Below are 14,543 nucleotides of genomic sequence, written 5' to 3' on the forward strand. Positions count from 1 at the left end.
TCCAGCATAGGGCCGGTGCGCTTGCCGTGATCAACCTTCAAAAGGCCCGCGAAGACTGTGACTCAGACCACTTACTAAGTACTTAGCAGGTGTGCTTTCATGTCGCCGTCATCACGACGACGCGCCGCACTTCCGGCTCAGGCCGGTGCACCACCTCCCCGTATCAGGTCACCCCACACCGAAGGAGAGCCGCCCGTGTCGTCCGTCCGAACAGCCCGAACAGCCGGCAGGGCCCGCGCCGCAGGCGCGGCCCTGATACTCGCCGTCTCCGGCCTCGCCGCAGCCGGCGGCACCGCCCAGGCCGCCGACCCCACCGCCCAGGTCTGGGTCACCACGGCCGACGGATCCAGGAAGCTCGCCGCCGAGACCGTCCCCTTCAACAGCTCCGTCCAGCCCATCGACATCCGGGTCGACGCCGCAGCCAAGGGCCAGAAGTTCACCGGCGCCGGCGCCTCGGTCACCGAAGCCTCCGCCCACCTCATCCAGGGCCTGCCCGCAGACAAGCGCGCCGACCTGATGAAGTCGCTGTTCTCCACCACCGAGGGCATCGGGCTGAACTACCTGCGCCAGCCGCTGGGCAGCACCGACTTCAACTCCGGCGGCTTCTACACCTACGAGGACACCAAGGGCTCGTTCTCCATCGGCCGCGACCAGCAGGAGATCATCCCCGTCCTCAAGCAGGCCACCGCCCACAACCCGGCCATCCGCTTCATGGGCTCCCCGTGGTCGCCCCCGGCCTGGATGAAGACCGGCAACTCCCTCAACGGCGGAAGCCTCAAGGCCGACCACTACCAGGCGTACGCCGACTACCTGGTCAAGGCGATCAAGGCGTACGGCCAGCAGGGCATCACCCTGCGCGACCTCACCGTCCAGAACGAGCCCGAGTTCGCGACCAGTTACCCGTCGATGTCGATGACGTCGGCCGAGCAGGCCGCGTTCGTGAAGGTCCTCGACCAGACCCTGACCGCCAACGGGCTCCCGACCAACATCCTCGCCTACGACCACAACTGGGATCACCCGAACTACCCCCTCGAGGTCTTCAACTCCACGCAGGGCATCCAGCGCGTCATCGGCGCGGCCTTCCACTGCTACGGCGGCGCCCCCTCGGCCCAGCAGCAAGTCGTCAACGCCGGAAAGCGGGTCTTCTTCACCGAGTGCTCCGGCACCGACAGCACGAACCCCGCGACCACCTTCGCCGACACCCTGCGCTGGCACTCCGAGAACCTCGTCGTGCAGAACATGCGCCACGGGGGTGAGACCGTCATCAACTGGAACCTCGCCCTCGACCAGAACGGCGGCCCCCACCAGGGCCACTGCACCAACCGCTGCAACGGCGTCGTCGAGATCGCGAATGGCAACGTGACCCGCAACGCCGAGTACTACGTCCTCGGCCACGTCACCAAGTTCATCAAGCCCGGCGCCACCCGCGTCGGCTCCACCAGCCAGGGTTCCGGCGGCGTGCAGAACGTCACCTTCCAGAACCCCGACAACTCCTTCGCCACCTTCGTCGTCAACACCGCCACCACCTCCCAGCGGTTCTCGCTGACCGAAGGCGGCAAGACCCTCGCCTACACCCTCCCGGCCGGCGCCATAGCCACCCTCACCTGGACCGGAGGCACCATCGGCCCGGACCCCAACGGGCCCATCGACCCGGCCGCCTGGTACCGCGTCGTCAACGCGGGCAGCAACGCCTGCCTCGACGCAGCCGACTGGGGCACCGGCGACGGCACCGCCCTGCAGCAGTGGGCATGCGGCACCGGCACCAACCAGAAGTGGCAGCTACGACCCACCAGTGACGGCTACTACCAGGTCGTCAACCAGTTCAACAACCGTGTCTGGGACGTCGACGGCGGCCCCGGAGCCACAGCCAACGGCACCAAGGTCCACCTGTGGACGTCCTTCGGCAGCACCAACCAGCAGTGGCGCCCCGAAGCCACCGGCACCAGCGGTCAGTACCGCTTCGTCGCCCGCCACAGCGGCAAGTGCCTCGCCGTCGACAACGGTTCCACCGCGAACGGCGCCCGCGTGTCCCAGCAGCCCTGCGACAGCTCCAACGCCCAGAAGTTCGCCCTGAGCAGCTGACCCGCTCCCGTCGGCACAGAGCAACAGCGGGGCCCGGCACCAACTCCCGGGCCCCGCCCGCGCCTTCTCGCCTCACGCCGGTTCCGGGGTGAAGGGGTACATCTCGCCGGCTCCGCCGCGTACGACGCCGTAGGTGCTCTCGGGCACCTCGTTCCAGGCACCCGGCAGGTCACCGAGGGGTTCGGACACGATGAGGCGGGTCTCGTCGGACACGTCCTGGAGGAACGCCACATCCGGGTGCAGCTTGCGCAGCGCGTCCACGCGGGTGCTGTAGAACAACGACCGGGAAGCGCCCTGACTCGAGTAGCGGAAGGCCCACACGCGATCGCCGTCGGTCACGGCGATCGTCATCTGCAGCGGGAACTCCACGCCGTGCTCCCGGCCGCTGCGCTCGACCACTCCCGCCATCCGGGCCACCGCGGTCGGCGGGTCCTCGTCCAGACCGAAGGTGAGCGCCAGGTAGAACATCAGCTCCGAGTCCGTCGTTCCCTCGATGGCGGAGTAGAGCGCGGGGGCGACGAGCAGGGACAGATCGCGACGCATGAGCGGGAAGTCCGCGATGGCACCGTTGTGCATCCACATCCAGCGGCCGTGCCGGAAGGGGTGGCAGTTCGTCTGCTGCACCGCGCTGCCGGTGGACGCCCGTATGTGGGTGAAGAACAGCGGGGAGCGGACATGTGTGGCGATCTCCCTCAGGTTGCGGTTGTTCCAGGCGGGGCCGATGTCCCGGTACAAGGCGGGGGTGCCGATGTCCTCCTGCGCGTACCACCCGATGCCCGCACCGTCGCCGTTCGTCGTCTCGACGCCCAGTCTGGAGTGGAGGCTCTGGTCGATCAGCGAGTGGACCGGCCGGTAGAGGATGCTGTCGAGAAGCAGGGGTGTTCCCGAATAGGCGAGCCATCGGCACATGAGTGATCACCTGCGTTCTCAGGGCAGCTCGCCGTGTCCCGCCCTGGGCGCCGCCGTCTCCGCTGATCGTCAGCCTCTTATCCGCTCAGCCCCATTTTCGCCCCCCTCGCGGCACACCGCCATACGGGCGGACCGGCCACTGGCCCGGACGTCCTGAGAGACCTGGACGCCGCATACGGCTGCTGGTCAGGAACGCGGCAGTCGGAGCGACGTCCGCGTGTCGTCCTCCACGTCCTCGGTGACGGCACCGGCCGCCAGCATCCCGCCGAGGAGTGCGGCGGCCAGCGCCAGGACCCCGGCGAGCGCCCAACGAGGCCGCCGAAGGCCCCTGTTCCGCGCCGCCGATGTGGTCTCGGCGACGAGTTGTCCGCCGTACGCGATGGTCATCCGTGCGTCCAGCCACGCCTCCGCCTGATCGGCCCGCAGCCCGCATGCCGCCACGAACGCGGCGACCAACTCCGCACGCGGCAGCCGGTCCCGGCCGAGCATGGTCGCCGCCGTGGAGTAGGGCAGGGTGTGCCCCGCCTGCGCGGCACGGCGTTCCAGCTGGCGGTAGCTGAGGCCCGACCACGCCTTGAGGCGGCCGAGCGCCGCCACGAAGGCGGCCGCGTCGGTGTCGACCGGTGTGGGTGGTGCTGTGGTCATCGTGATCCCCCTGTTTGACCTGGACGTACATGAGCTCGCACAAGCTCGAACACCATCATGGCTTGGCGAACGGGGAAAGGGGCGGCGAACGTCGGGGCGGATCAACGACGTTGGAGGTCATGTGGGTACGACTCTGTCTCGCCGCCGCCGTAGGACGATCGCGACTGCCGTCGCTGCTCTGCTCTTGCTCGGGGGGTGCTCCGTCGAGTCCGGTGACGGGCCGTCGGCGGTGGGCACTCCGGCTTCCCAGACCCGGCCCGGTGAGTCGGTCGCCGACTTCCTCCGCCGTACGCTGCCCGCCGGGCCGAGTGGCACCGTGATCGCCGCCCACGGCGACCGGCTCGCGTACTGCGGCGGATTCGGGGCGGCCGACCGGGCCGCCGGCACGCCTGCGAGCTGCGGGACCTTGTACGACGTCATGTCGATGACGAAGCAGTTCACCGCGGCCGCGATCGTGAAGCTGGAGGCGATGGGCCGGCTCCGGGTGAGCGATCCGATCAGCCGGTTCCTCGGGCACGAGCGGCAGATGCCCGCCGACAAGCGCGACATCACGGTCGAGCACCTGCTCACGCACACGTCGGGTCTCGTCGAGGGTCTCGGTGATGACTACGACCCCGTGTCGCGTGCGGAGTTGATACGCGGAGCCCTGTCGTCGAAGCTGCGGTCCGTCCCGGGCAAGGAGTTCCACTATTCCAACACCGGCTACAGCCTGCTCGCCGTGATCGTGGAGGAGGCGTCGGGGGAGACGTACGAACGCTTCCTGGCCCGGCACCTGTTCGGCCCGGCCGGAATGGAACAGACCGGATACGTGCTGCCCCGTCGGTCGCGGCACCTGGTCGCCGTGGAGTACGACAGTGAGGGGCGCAGTCAGGGCAGGCCCTTCGACCATCCCTGGGCCGCCGACGGGCCGTACTGGAACCTGCGCGGCAACGGCGGCATGCTCTCCAACGCCGAGGACATGTTCCGTTGGCACCGCGCGCTCCTGGGGGATGACGTCCTGCCGGCGCACGCCAGGGACAAGCTCTTCGAACCCCGCGTCAAGGAGCCCGGGTCGGACAGCTCGTACGGATACGGGTGGACCGTAGGCGACACCCCGGACGGCCCCGTCGCTTGGCACGACGGCGGTAACGACTGGTCCCTGGGACTTTTGAGCCGCTCCCTGCGCGACGGCGTCCTCGTGTTCTGGATCAGCAACCACGCCTACCGCGAGGGGAGATGGAACCTGGAGGAGCAGGCGGAGGCGCTGACACTGGGTGTCGCGGACCGTGTCCGCGCGGAAGAGCGAGGACGAACTGAGTGAGGTGGCTGAACTCCATCGCCCATTTCGGCACCGCGGTTGTCGATTGGACGCAGCGTCTGCGGGCATGGGAGACCGAAGTCCACCGCACTCGGCGGGAGCGCGATCGAGTCGAGCCCGCCCATGATCCGCACCCTTTGCAGCAACTCCGAGGAGGACACGGCATGCCCCTTGAGCCCACCGCACAACTCATCTCCACCCCGACGGGGCACGATCTGATCTTCACCCGCACCTACCGTGCCTCCGTCGACGACGTGTGGGCGAGTGTCACCGAGCCGGAGCGCACCGCCCGCTGGTTCGGCCCGTGGCGCGGCGAGGCGGGGCCCGGCCGCACCATCGATGTGCAGATGGTGTTCGAGAAGTCGGTGCCCTGGTGCCCCTTGCGGATCGAAGCCTGCGAACCACCGCACCGCCTCGCGATCTTGATGGAGGACGAGGCCGGAACCTGGTCGATGGAACTGCTGCTGGCCGAAGCTGCCGGCATCACCGAACTCCGGCTGATCCACCACCTCGCCTCCACCGAGCACCTCGGCGACACCGGCCCCGGCTGGGAGTACTACCTGGACATGCTCACCGCCGCCCGCAAGGACGAGCCGCGGCCCGACTTCGCGGACTACTACCCCGCGCAGAAGGCGTACTTCGAGTCCCTGGTCTGAGCCTGGCAGGTGATCGGTCAGCTCGAGCTGGGGTGCCACGCGTCTTCGGCGGCCTGGGCGCTGGGATGGACAGGGAAGACCTGTTCCAGGCCCACGAGGCGGAAGATCCGGCAGACGCGCTCGGGAACCGCGGCCAACGCGATCGTCGCGTCGGCGGCCAAGGCGTGGTTGCGGGCGGCGATCAGGACGGTGATGCCGCTGGAGTCGCAGCACGTGACCCCCGCCAGATCGAGGACCAGCTGCTGCCCCGCACGCAGTTCGAGCTCTGCGAGGGCGGCACGCACCTCGGCTGCCGTGTGGTGGTCCAGCTCCCCGGCGAGTTCCAGGACCGCTCCGGTGGCGGTGGTGCCGGTGCGCAGGGTCAGGTGCTTGGTCACGGCTGCTCACTGGTGGTTCGGGGCACGTGGACCGCGAGGACGGCGGTGTCGTCTTCCACGCCGGTGCCGAAGGTGGTGAGCAGCTCGCGGACTGCTCCGATGGTGTCCGACGCCGTCGTGGGGGCGAGGTCGCGGCCGAAGGCGAGGAGAGCGTCGTCTCCGTACCGGTCCTCGTCGCCCGCGCCGGTGTGGGCTTCGGTGAGGCCGTCGGTGTACAGGAGCAAGGTGTCACCGGGGGCGAGGTGGACGGTGGTGGTGGCGATGTGGGCGTCGGGCAGGACGCCGATGAGCTGCCCACCGGGGGTGGGCAGGTAGTCGGCGGTGCCGTCGGCGCGCATCAGCAGGGCCGGAGGGTGCCCGCCGCTGGCCAGGACGATCCTGAAGCCGCCCTGGTGGAGGTCGGGGGTGAGCAGGCTGAAGATGACCGTGCAGAAGCGGGGGTCGGTGCCGGAGTACTCGTGGTTGAGGACCGTGTTGAGGTTGCCGAGGACGGCGGCCGGATCCGGGTCGTACACGGCGGCCGCGCGCAGGGTGTAGCGGGCCAGGGAGGTGATGACTGCCGCGGCGGCGCCCTTGCCGCACACATCGCCCAGGAACATGCCCCAGGTGCCGGCGGCGAGGGGGAACAGGTCGTAGAAGTCGCCGCCGACCTCGTCGACGGAGGCGATGTGGTAGTGCGCGGCGACGTCCAGGCCGGGCACGTTCGCCAGTACGGGGGGCAGCAAGGTCTGCTGGAGGGTGTTGTTCAGCTGCAGCAGACGGTTGCGTTCGCGTTCGGCTTCCTGACGGGCGCGCAGCAGTTCCGCCTCGTAGGCGCGGCGGTCGCGGGCGTCGAAGAGGGTGGTGCGGATCAGCAGGGGCTGTCCGTCACTGCTGGTCTTGACCGTCGAGGTGACCATGACGGGCAGCCGGGAGCCGTCGGCCGCCTTCAGTTCCAGCGCGACACCGCTGACCTCGCCCTGCATCCGCAGCAGCGGGGCGAAATGGGTCTCGTGGTAGAGCCGGCCGCCGACGGTCAGGAGATCGGAGAAGGCCAGGCGGCCCACCAGCTCGCCTCGCTCGTAGCCCAGCCAGTTCAGCAGCGTGGTGTTGACCTTGGCGATCCGGCCGTCCAGCAGCGTTGACAGATAGCCGCAGGGGGCGTGTTCATACAGGTCCTCGGCACTGTCCTCCAGCAGTGCCGAGAACCGGGCCGCCTCGTCCGCCGCGCCCGGGTCGTCGTCCGGATCGCTGTTCTCGGCGCCCTCGCCGGTGGCGCACATCATCGGGTGGCCTTCACGAACGCGGCGATCGCCTCGGCGGTCTCTTCCGGGGCGGCGAGCTGGGGGCAGTGCCCCGTGGCGTTCAGGGTGATCAGCCGGCTTCCCGGAATCTGGGCGTGGACGAACGCGCCCACCTCGGGCGGGGCGATCGCGTCACGGGAGCACTGGGCGATCAGCGTGGGCACCCGCACCGCCGCGAGGTCGGAGCGGTTGTCGGACAGGAACGTCACCCGGGCGAAGACCCGCGCGATCTCCGGGTCCGTTCGGCAGAAGCTGTTGGTCAGCTCCTCACCCAGTTCGGGCCGCTCCGGGTTTCCCATGATCACCGGGGCCATCGCGCCCGACCAGCCGAGATAGTTCGCGTCCAGCGACTCGAGCAGCTCGTCGATGTCGGCGGAGCTGAAACCGCCCCGGTAGCCCGTGGCCGGATCGTCGATGAAGCAGGGGGACGGGGCGAGGAGCACCAGCCCGGCGAACGCCTCCGGCTCGCGAGCGGCTGCCAGCACGCCCATCATCGCGCTCACCGAATGACCCACGAACGTGACCGGACCCAGCGCGAGATCCCGGCATACCTCCAGCACATCGTCGGCGTATCCGTCCATCGACCCGTAGCGGTCCGGGCTCCAGGCCGCCAGGTGCGAATTCCCGGAGCCCACATGATCGAAGAGGACCACGGTGAAATCGCGCTCCAGTGCCGGTGCCACCAGACGCCACATGTTCTGGTCGCACCCGAAACCGTGCGCCAGCACCACCACCGGCGCGCCGGTTCGCCCGGTCACTGTCACATGGTTCCTGATCCGAACGTCCATACGGGACATCCTCGCAGACCACATGGCTTCGAGGATTGCAGCGGCACAGGCGGGTCGGCGGTCTCCGGCTGGCGCCGCGGGACGCGGGGTGACGGCAGTGCCGGGATGGTCGGCGAGGCTCACTTGGTCGGCAGGCCCGGGGAGGGTTGTCACGGAAGGCGCTGGGGCCGGCCCGGATGACGGTCGGCGAGGCCCGGGGGCGCCGGTCGTGGTGGGGGAGGCGCAGGCGTGGCGGGCGCCATTGCGCGGCGGGCGGAGGCGCTGTTCGGAGTCGGTGGCGGCTACGGCGTGACCGCCCCCCGACGTGATCGAGTCCTGTACGGCAGCAGACCTCCTCCCCGGCACCCGCCGGTGATGTAGCGCAGCTGCCCGATCCCCCCAGCAGTCACTTTCCGGTCGACGACCGCGGGCCAGGCCGACTGCTAGCCTGAATCACCCAACAGTTGTTATGTATATGCGTGCAGGCGCCCCTTGCCGACGCGCCACGAGGACTTGGAGGGCCGACCGCCCATGTTCACTCTCGCGCTCGGTGACGACGCTGAACTCCGCCCCCTGGAGCCCTGGCAGGCACCGGAACTAGCCGCACGGACCGATCTCGACCCCGTGGAGACTTACCGCCGGCGATACGCCGACCAACTGGCCTCCGGCACGGGGCGTTTGTATGGGATATGGCGAGAAGGCGTCCTCGTCGGCGCTGCTGTCTTCGCCTGCTTCGACACCCTCACCGGAGTGTGTGAGATCAGCTGCCGGCCGGAGCAGGCCGCGCAGGACCACGATCTTGAGACCCGGGCAGGCCGGGCGCTGATCGACTGGGCATTCGCCGAACGGGGGATGAGCCGCGTCGAGTGGTGGGTCACCGCAGACGACGTGCGCAGCATCGTCGCCGCCCGCCGACTGGGCATGACCAGGGACGGCGTACTCCGTGAGCGCGGATCCGCCCGCGGCGTACGGCAGGACAGCGAAGTCTGGGCGGTGCTGTCCCATGAGTGGCCGCCGGTGCAGGGCCAGAACGAGCCGAGGGCCCGCGTCCAGGTCGAACTCGACCGCCTGATGGGCCTGTTCATGGCCTCCTTCACCAATACCGACGGGAGGCAGCCCGATCTGGAAGTCATCCGTCACCTGTTCGTGCCGGAGGGGAGGATCATCTCGAACGTCGGGGGCGAGCCCTCCGTCATGGACCTCGACGCGTTCATCGAGCCGCGACAGAAGATGCTCACCGACGGCACGCTGACGGAATTCTCGGAGTGGGAGATCTCCGAGCGGACCGAGATGTTCGGATCCGTCGCCCACCGGTTCAGTGTGTACGGCAAGTCCGGGTTCCGGCACGGAGAACGCTTCGAGGGCCGCGGCCACAAAACCACCCAGTACCTGCGGACCCCGGCCGGCTGGCGGATGTGCTCCATGGCCTGGGACGACGAACCTGCACCCACCTCGGGGTGAAGCGAGCCTGCCCGCTCGGGGCCGCCCCTTGTTCCGCAATGGCGACCCCGAGGCGGACGAACTCCGGTCATCGGCTCAGGGCTCGCCATTCCGTGGCAAGGACGGCCCAGAGCTGCTTGTCGTAGCGCGTGCCCTCGTAGGGCCATGCCTCGCGGCGCACTCCTTCGAGCGTCATGCCGAGCCGCTTGGCCACCGCCGAGCTGCGTTCGTTGTCAGCCCGGCAGTGCCACTCGGCACGGTGCAGTCCCCGGGAGGTGAACGCCCAGTCCAGCAGTGCCCGGCACGCCGGCGTGACCAGACCCTGGCCCTCCGCGGCCAGCCAGCAGCCGACCTCGCACGAACCGGCCGCGGCGTCGAAGGCGGTGAACATCACGCCGCCGACCAGGACTCCGTCCCGCCGGATGCCGTACAGGCGGGCGCCGTCATCCGCGTGGCGTTCCGCGTACCGCCGCAGCGTGGCGCGCGCCCCGGCCACGTCGTCCGTGACGAAGGACGGCCCGACCCAGGGCCGGATGTGCTCACGCGCGCGGTCGAGGTGGGCGGCGAATTCTTCGGCGTGCCAGACCTCCAGCGGGCCGAGGCGGGCGTCGTCGCGCAGCGGCAGCGAGAACATGAGGACCTCCCCATTTGCATAACAAGTGTTGTGGAAATGTACCGTGGTGACATGCCACGCACCAAGGGAGATCACGAGGCACGCCGACGCGATGTCTCCGAGGCGGTCTGGCAGGTCATGGCCGCACGCGGCTTCGCCGGCCTGACCCTGCGCACCGTCGCCGCCGAACTCGGGGCGACCACCGGTCTGCTCACGCACTACTTCCCCACCAAGCGCGCCCTGGTGGAGTACGCCCTCGACCTGCTCGAACAGCGCACCCTCGCCCGCCCCCGCCGGGACTCGGGCAGAGGATACGCCGCCTTCAGGGATGCGCTGCTGGACATCCTGCCGCTGACTCCCGAGGCCACCGACAGCAACCGGATCTGGGTGTCGTCCTGGGATGCCGCGCTCGCCGACCCCGACCTGAGCGCCGACCACGCCCGCCGGTACGCCGCAAGCCGCGACAGGCTCACCGAGCGCGTCATCGCGGCCCAAGAGCTGGGCGAACTGCCCCCGGGCGACCCCGCGGACATCGCGGCCGGCGCCCAGTCCTTCGTACTGGGCCTGGTGGTGCAGGCACTGTTCGCCCCGGCGGGGTTCCCGCCGCAGCGGCAGATCCAGCTCCTCGATGCCTACCTGGCCTCGCTGACGGCCCGTGATCACTCCAGGGACAGGCGCTCCCCACGATCGTGACGGCCCACCGCAACCCGTCTGACGGCCCCGGGGCTGATGGCCGCGGCGCGACTGAAGGGGCCCGGACCTCGCCCGGCTTATCGGGTCAACACGCAGCCCACGCGGGTGCCACGATGCACCTATGAATCTCGAGAACCCAGGCGGAGTGGCGGTGCGCCGCGCGGATGCTTCGGACTGGACCGGGCTGGCGGTGACCGATCCCATCGCGGCAGGAGGCGACGCCAGGCGACGCGAGGGCATCCGGCGCTGGTGCGAGCAAGGCGTGGTCCTCCTGGCCGAGGACGGATCCGGGGCGGTTGGCTACAGCGTGCTGGAGTACACGTTCTTCGAGCAGGGCTGCCTCACCATGCTGGACCCCGGCCGGTCTGCTCCACGGCCTGGACGAAGGTGACCCGGACTGTTCTATCAATGCCCACGGGCTCAACTGCGTGGCGTGACCGGGCGGTAGGGCCGCGGAGGGGGTGATCATGGTTGACCGCGGCTGGTACGAGGACGGCGACTACCACGACGCAGTCCAACAGACCGAACGCGCCTCACGGTTCGGTTGGGCTGCGATCGGCGGGACCATAGGAGTGATCGGCTGTGCGGTGCTCGCCACAGCCTTTATGGGCGTAGTCGCTGTATTGGCATGCTTCTACGTTGTGGTGGCGTCGCACTATTAGGGACATCCGGGGCATCAAGGGAATGACACCTGCCGTCCTTGCCCATGGTCTTGCGTACGGCGCCGCGGGTACTGTCGACGAGGGCGGTGAGAGGGCCCAGTGAACTCCTGGCGGATGCGACGGGCGCGGGCCCGTCCGGCGGCCGTGTACCAGCCCACCCCCAGCACCACCGCCAAGGCCGCGTCCGCCAAGTCGCCGCCGTAGTACATCCATTGGGCTCCGCTGTGCAGGTCAGCGGGGGTGAAGTCGGTGCCGGGCGGCGGCAGTGCGTACAGCGTCTTGGCGAGCACCGCGTGCGCGGTGCCGGCGGTGAGCAAGGTGGCACCGCGTACGGCGACACTCCACCGTCGGCGTACCGGATCGAGCTGGCACACGGCGAAGGTGAACAGGAGCCCCGCCGCCAGCATGTGCGCGTGCACCACGCCGTGCAGCAAGGGCTCGTGCCGCATGGCCGCGAACAGCTCGGTGCGGAGGAGCAGCCACATGCCGCCCACGTCGAGGAGGGCTGCCAGCGGAGGGAAGACGAGCCAGCCGACAAGACGAGAACGCGTGAGAAGCAGCAGAGCGCGTCGTGCGGGGCCGGGACCGAGGGCTCGCAGGGCGAGGGTGAGGGGGCGGGCGACGACGAACAGCAGCGGGGCGGCCATGCCGATGAGGAGGTGCTGGATCATGTGCCCGGTGAACGGTCCGCCCGGCAGAGCTCCCCATGCCGCCCAGGCCGTACCGACGCCCGCGGCGGTGAACGACACGTCCCGCCACCGAGGCCAGGCATCCCCGCGACGCCGCAGCCGCCCCGCGGCCAGCAGGTACGCCAGGGCCACCAGCAGCGCGGCCACGGCGGGGAGCGACTCGGCCGGCACCGGGCCGGCGCCCGGGTCGGGGTGGACGTGCGCGAAGGTCACGATGCCGGTCCGGCACCGCTGCGGCGGCCCGCGCGAAGGGCCAGGAGCACGCCGATGAGCAGCAGGACCAGCCCGGTGATGTTCCATGCCCAGTCGTACGGCGTGACGTCGACGCCGTAGCGGATCTGATGCAGGCGCAGCAGTTTGTGGTCCACGATTCCGTCGAACAGCTGGAAGATTCCCAGGCCGAGGAAGAACCCGGACCACGCGTGGGCCGACGCCAGGGCCCTGCGGCGGCGCAGGTCGGCGTAGAGGAAGAACCCGGCCACCAGGGCGAGCAGTTCGGCGGTGTGCAGCAGTCCGTCGGACAGCAGGCCGACGCCGGAGGTGGAGCGATCGTAGAAATGGTGCCAGCCCAGGATCTGATGGAAGACGATCTCGTCGACCGAGGCCATGACCGCCGCCCCGATCAGCGCGCAGACGGCCATGGACCTGCGGGCCGCGAGGCCGGTGCCCGGTGCGGTGCCGGACCGGACGGAGTCCCTCATGGCTCTTCCTTCCTGGCGAGCTGCCGCTCGGCACGGTTGCCGTACGCCTCAAGCGCTGGTCAGCAAGTCGCCCTCCTGTATCGCGGTCAGGGACAGCGTCTTGTAGCCGACCTGCTCAAACAGCACGACGAGGCGGTCGTCCTCCGTGCGCATCACCGTGCCCGCGCCCCACTCCGTGTGGCACACCCGCTCGTTCGGTTCATAGGGACCGTCGTGCCCGGGCGAGGGAGCGGCGTCCTGCTGTCCGGATCGGGTGGCGGGGCGCTCGTCCTCGCGGTCGCACCCGTCGCACCGCCCGCACGGGGCGTCCAGCTGCTCGCCGAAGTAGCCCAGCAGGTACTGGCGGCGGCAGGCCGGTGCCTCCGCGTAGCCGCGCATCATCTCGATGCGCGAGCGGTCGATGCGCCGCCGCCGCTCGAACACCTGCGCCGCCCCTGCGGCGGCCTCGTCCGCCGTGTGGCCGGGCAGCGCCCGGACCGTGCGGCGTCTGCCCTCGACGGTGACCGCTCCCGCCTCTTCCAGCAGGTTCAGCAGATCGCTGGTCTTGCGGCGCGACAGGCCGCACAGCTGCGCCGTCCGGCTGCGGCTCTGCGGGGCCTCCTGGCCGAGCAGCGTGGCCATGATCAGGCGCAGCGCCTCGTCGTCCAGGGCCCGGGCCGTGAGGAACTTCTGCAGGCCCAGGTCCTCGGGGCGGTAGAACAGCACGGCCTGGGCCGGTTCCCCGTCCCGGCCGGCGCGCCCGATCTCCTGGTAGTAGGAGTCCAGCGACTCCGGGACGGACGCGTGGGCGACGAACCGTACGTCCGGCTTGTCGATGCCCATCCCGAACGCGGAGGTGGCCACCACCACGGAGGGAGCGCCGGCCATGAAGCCGTCGTGGATCCGGCGGCGGTCGGCTGCCCTCAGGCCCGCATGGTAGGCCTCGGCGTCCACGCCGTCCTGCCGGAGTCGCTCCGCGTACGTCTCGGCGTCCTTGCGGGTGGCGGTGTACAGGATGCCGGGGCCGCGCTCGCCGGCGGTCCAGCGTGCGACGGCCTCGCGTTTGGCGGGGTCGTCGGTGAAGGTGCGCACGGCCAGATGGATGGTGGGCCGGTCGGTCCCGGTCGTGACGACGTGGGTGTCGCGCATGTGCAGGTGCTCGATGATGTCCGTTCTGACCGGGGCGGCAGCGGTCGCCGTCAGGGCGAGGACCGGCGGGCGGCCCAGCCGCTCGGCTACCTCGCCCAGGTTCAGGTAGTCGGGACGGAAGTCGTGTCCCCAGGCGGATACGCAGTGCGCTTCGTCGACGACGAACAGCGAGGGCCCCAGGTCCCGCAGCTGCTCGACCACCCCGTCTTTAGCGAGCTGCTCGGGGGAGAGGAACAGGTATTCGGCATCGCCGTCCCGGATGGCCCGCCAGGCCTCGTCCGTGGCCGACCGCGGCTGTGCGGAGTTCACGGCCACGGCGTCCGGTGCCGCGCTCTCCTGCAGCCCGGTGACCTGGTCACGCTGGAGGGCGATCAGCGGCGACACGATGACAGCTGGGCCGCCGAGCAGGAGGGTCGGCACCTGGTAGATCGCCGACTTGCCGGAACCGGTGGGCATGACGACCAGTACGTCGCGGCCGTCGAGCAGTGCCTGCATCGCCTCCGTCTGCTCGGCGGCCAGGTCGTTCCACCCGAACCGTTCCCGGGCTGCGCGGCGCAGCTCGGCGATCCGATCGTGCATGCCCATCGTGGCGTTCCCCTTC

General features: G+C 69.9%; 15 protein-coding genes. 6 read left to right on the plus strand and 9 right to left on the minus strand.

Annotated features, from left to right (window positions below; genetic code table 11):
- Positions 1 to 195 precede the first annotated feature (195 nt).
- Positions 196 to 2,082 (plus strand): RICIN domain-containing protein, encoded by a 1,887-nt coding sequence (locus tag ACFYW5_RS27635; protein ID WP_389419784.1) that lies wholly within the window; start codon positions 196 to 198, stop codon positions 2,080 to 2,082.
- A gap of 72 nt (positions 2,083 to 2,154) precedes the next feature.
- Here the strand turns inward: ACFYW5_RS27635 and ACFYW5_RS27640 are convergent, their stop codons facing one another.
- Together ACFYW5_RS27640 and ACFYW5_RS27645 are read right to left on the minus strand one after the other, a co-directional pair.
- Positions 2,155 to 2,991 carry a class II glutamine amidotransferase gene (locus tag ACFYW5_RS27640; protein ID WP_389419785.1) on the minus strand — a complete coding sequence of 279 codons (837 nt, stop codon included), beginning with the start codon at positions 2,989 to 2,991 and terminating at the stop codon, positions 2,155 to 2,157.
- 186 nt (positions 2,992 to 3,177) lie between these two features.
- Positions 3,178 to 3,636 (minus strand): hypothetical protein, encoded by a 459-nt coding sequence (locus tag ACFYW5_RS27645; RefSeq protein WP_389419786.1) that lies wholly within the window; start codon positions 3,634 to 3,636, stop codon positions 3,178 to 3,180.
- Between the two features lie 229 nt (positions 3,637 to 3,865).
- Here ACFYW5_RS27645 and ACFYW5_RS27650 point away from each other — a divergent pair, with 229 nt between their 5' ends.
- Positions 3,866 to 4,936 carry a serine hydrolase domain-containing protein gene (locus ACFYW5_RS27650; protein ID WP_389419787.1) on the plus strand — a complete coding sequence of 357 codons (1,071 nt, stop codon included), beginning with the start codon at positions 3,866 to 3,868 and terminating at the stop codon, positions 4,934 to 4,936.
- 161 nt (positions 4,937 to 5,097) lie between these two features.
- Positions 5,098 to 5,589, plus strand: coding sequence for an SRPBCC family protein (locus ACFYW5_RS27655; RefSeq protein WP_389419788.1), 492 nt, complete (start codon positions 5,098 to 5,100; stop codon positions 5,587 to 5,589).
- 17 nt (positions 5,590 to 5,606) lie between these two features.
- Here the strand turns inward: ACFYW5_RS27655 and ACFYW5_RS27660 are convergent, their stop codons facing one another.
- The 3 genes from ACFYW5_RS27660 to ACFYW5_RS27670 are packed head-to-tail and all read right to left on the minus strand — an operon-like array spanning position 5,607 to position 8,037.
- The gene (locus ACFYW5_RS27660; protein ID WP_389419789.1) at positions 5,607 to 5,966 is read right to left on the minus strand and encodes an STAS domain-containing protein; all 360 of its coding nucleotides are present in this window, start codon (positions 5,964 to 5,966) and stop codon (positions 5,607 to 5,609) included.
- A complete protein-coding gene (locus tag ACFYW5_RS27665) occupies positions 5,963 to 7,228 on the minus strand; it encodes a PP2C family protein-serine/threonine phosphatase (protein ID WP_389419841.1) in 1,266 nt (421 codons plus the stop codon). Before ACFYW5_RS27665 ends, ACFYW5_RS27660 begins: the two co-directional genes overlap by 4 nt.
- Positions 7,228 to 8,037 carry an alpha/beta fold hydrolase gene (locus tag ACFYW5_RS27670; RefSeq protein ID WP_389419842.1) on the minus strand — a complete coding sequence of 270 codons (810 nt, stop codon included), beginning with the start codon at positions 8,035 to 8,037 and terminating at the stop codon, positions 7,228 to 7,230. The genes ACFYW5_RS27665 and ACFYW5_RS27670 overlap by 1 nt, the downstream gene beginning before the upstream one ends.
- Before the next feature lie 510 nt (positions 8,038 to 8,547).
- Between ACFYW5_RS27670 and ACFYW5_RS27675 the strand changes: the two genes are divergently transcribed.
- Entirely contained in the window at positions 8,548 to 9,477 is a 930-nt protein-coding gene (locus tag ACFYW5_RS27675; RefSeq protein ID WP_389419790.1) for a GNAT family N-acetyltransferase, read from the plus strand.
- A gap of 67 nt (positions 9,478 to 9,544) precedes the next feature.
- Here ACFYW5_RS27675 and ACFYW5_RS27680 read toward each other — a convergent pair whose 3' ends face one another.
- Positions 9,545 to 10,090, minus strand: a complete 546-nt coding sequence (locus tag ACFYW5_RS27680; protein WP_389419791.1) for a GNAT family N-acetyltransferase — start codon at positions 10,088 to 10,090, stop codon at positions 9,545 to 9,547.
- Positions 10,091 to 10,141: 51 nt separating this feature from the next.
- On the opposite strand from ACFYW5_RS27680, the gene ACFYW5_RS27685 reads away from it, so the two are divergent.
- On the plus strand, positions 10,142 to 10,762 hold the full coding sequence (locus ACFYW5_RS27685; protein WP_389419792.1) for a TetR/AcrR family transcriptional regulator: 621 nt from the start codon (positions 10,142 to 10,144) through the stop codon (positions 10,760 to 10,762).
- 121 nt (positions 10,763 to 10,883) lie between these two features.
- Positions 10,884 to 11,153, plus strand: coding sequence for a hypothetical protein (locus ACFYW5_RS27690; protein WP_389419793.1), 270 nt, complete (start codon positions 10,884 to 10,886; stop codon positions 11,151 to 11,153).
- Between the two features lie 285 nt (positions 11,154 to 11,438).
- On the opposite strand, the gene ACFYW5_RS27695 is transcribed toward ACFYW5_RS27690, so the two are convergent.
- Genes ACFYW5_RS27695 through ACFYW5_RS27705 form a run of 3 tightly spaced genes read right to left on the minus strand, consistent with a single transcriptional unit; the run spans position 11,439 to position 14,527 of the window.
- Complete coding sequence (locus ACFYW5_RS27695; RefSeq protein ID WP_389419794.1) at positions 11,439 to 12,326, minus strand: cytochrome c oxidase assembly protein; 888 nt, start codon at positions 12,324 to 12,326, stop codon at positions 11,439 to 11,441.
- Entirely contained in the window at positions 12,323 to 12,814 is a 492-nt protein-coding gene (locus ACFYW5_RS27700) for a DUF2243 domain-containing protein (protein WP_389419795.1), read from the minus strand. Before ACFYW5_RS27700 ends, ACFYW5_RS27695 begins: the two co-directional genes overlap by 4 nt.
- Positions 12,815 to 12,862: 48 nt before the next feature.
- Positions 12,863 to 14,527: a RecQ family ATP-dependent DNA helicase gene (locus tag ACFYW5_RS27705; protein WP_389419796.1), complete on the minus strand. Its 1,665-nt coding sequence runs from the start codon at positions 14,525 to 14,527 to the stop codon at positions 12,863 to 12,865.
- Positions 14,528 to 14,543: the final 16 nt, after the last annotated feature.

It is taken from the genome of Streptomyces sp. NPDC002779, from assembly GCF_042888685.1.
Taxonomy (GTDB): domain Bacteria; phylum Actinomycetota; class Actinomycetes; order Streptomycetales; family Streptomycetaceae; genus Streptomyces.

Bases quoted from the DNA above. Each gene is read 5' to 3' on its own strand.
- ACFYW5_RS27640 (WP_389419785.1), bottom strand. From the start codon at position 2,991: ATGTGCCGATGGCTCGCCTATTCGGGAACACCCCTGCTTCTCGACAGC.
- ACFYW5_RS27645 (WP_389419786.1), bottom strand. From the start codon at position 3,636: ATGACCACAGCACCACCCACACCGGTCGACACCGACGCGGCCGCCTTC.
- ACFYW5_RS27655 (WP_389419788.1), top strand. From the start codon at position 5,098: ATGCCCCTTGAGCCCACCGCACAACTCATCTCCACCCCGACGGGGCAC.
- ACFYW5_RS27665 (WP_389419841.1), bottom strand. From the start codon at position 7,228: ATGTGCGCCACCGGCGAGGGCGCCGAGAACAGCGATCCGGACGACGAC.
- ACFYW5_RS27670 (WP_389419842.1), bottom strand. From the start codon at position 8,037: ATGGACGTTCGGATCAGGAACCATGTGACAGTGACCGGGCGAACCGGC.
- ACFYW5_RS27675 (WP_389419790.1), top strand. From the start codon at position 8,548: ATGTTCACTCTCGCGCTCGGTGACGACGCTGAACTCCGCCCCCTGGAG.
- ACFYW5_RS27680 (WP_389419791.1), bottom strand. From the start codon at position 10,090: ATGTTCTCGCTGCCGCTGCGCGACGACGCCCGCCTCGGCCCGCTGGAG.
- ACFYW5_RS27685 (WP_389419792.1), top strand. From the start codon at position 10,142: ATGCCACGCACCAAGGGAGATCACGAGGCACGCCGACGCGATGTCTCC.
- ACFYW5_RS27690 (WP_389419793.1), top strand. From the start codon at position 10,884: ATGAATCTCGAGAACCCAGGCGGAGTGGCGGTGCGCCGCGCGGATGCT.
- ACFYW5_RS27700 (WP_389419795.1), bottom strand. From the start codon at position 12,814: ATGAGGGACTCCGTCCGGTCCGGCACCGCACCGGGCACCGGCCTCGCG.
- ACFYW5_RS27705 (WP_389419796.1), bottom strand. From the start codon at position 14,527: ATGGGCATGCACGATCGGATCGCCGAGCTGCGCCGCGCAGCCCGGGAA.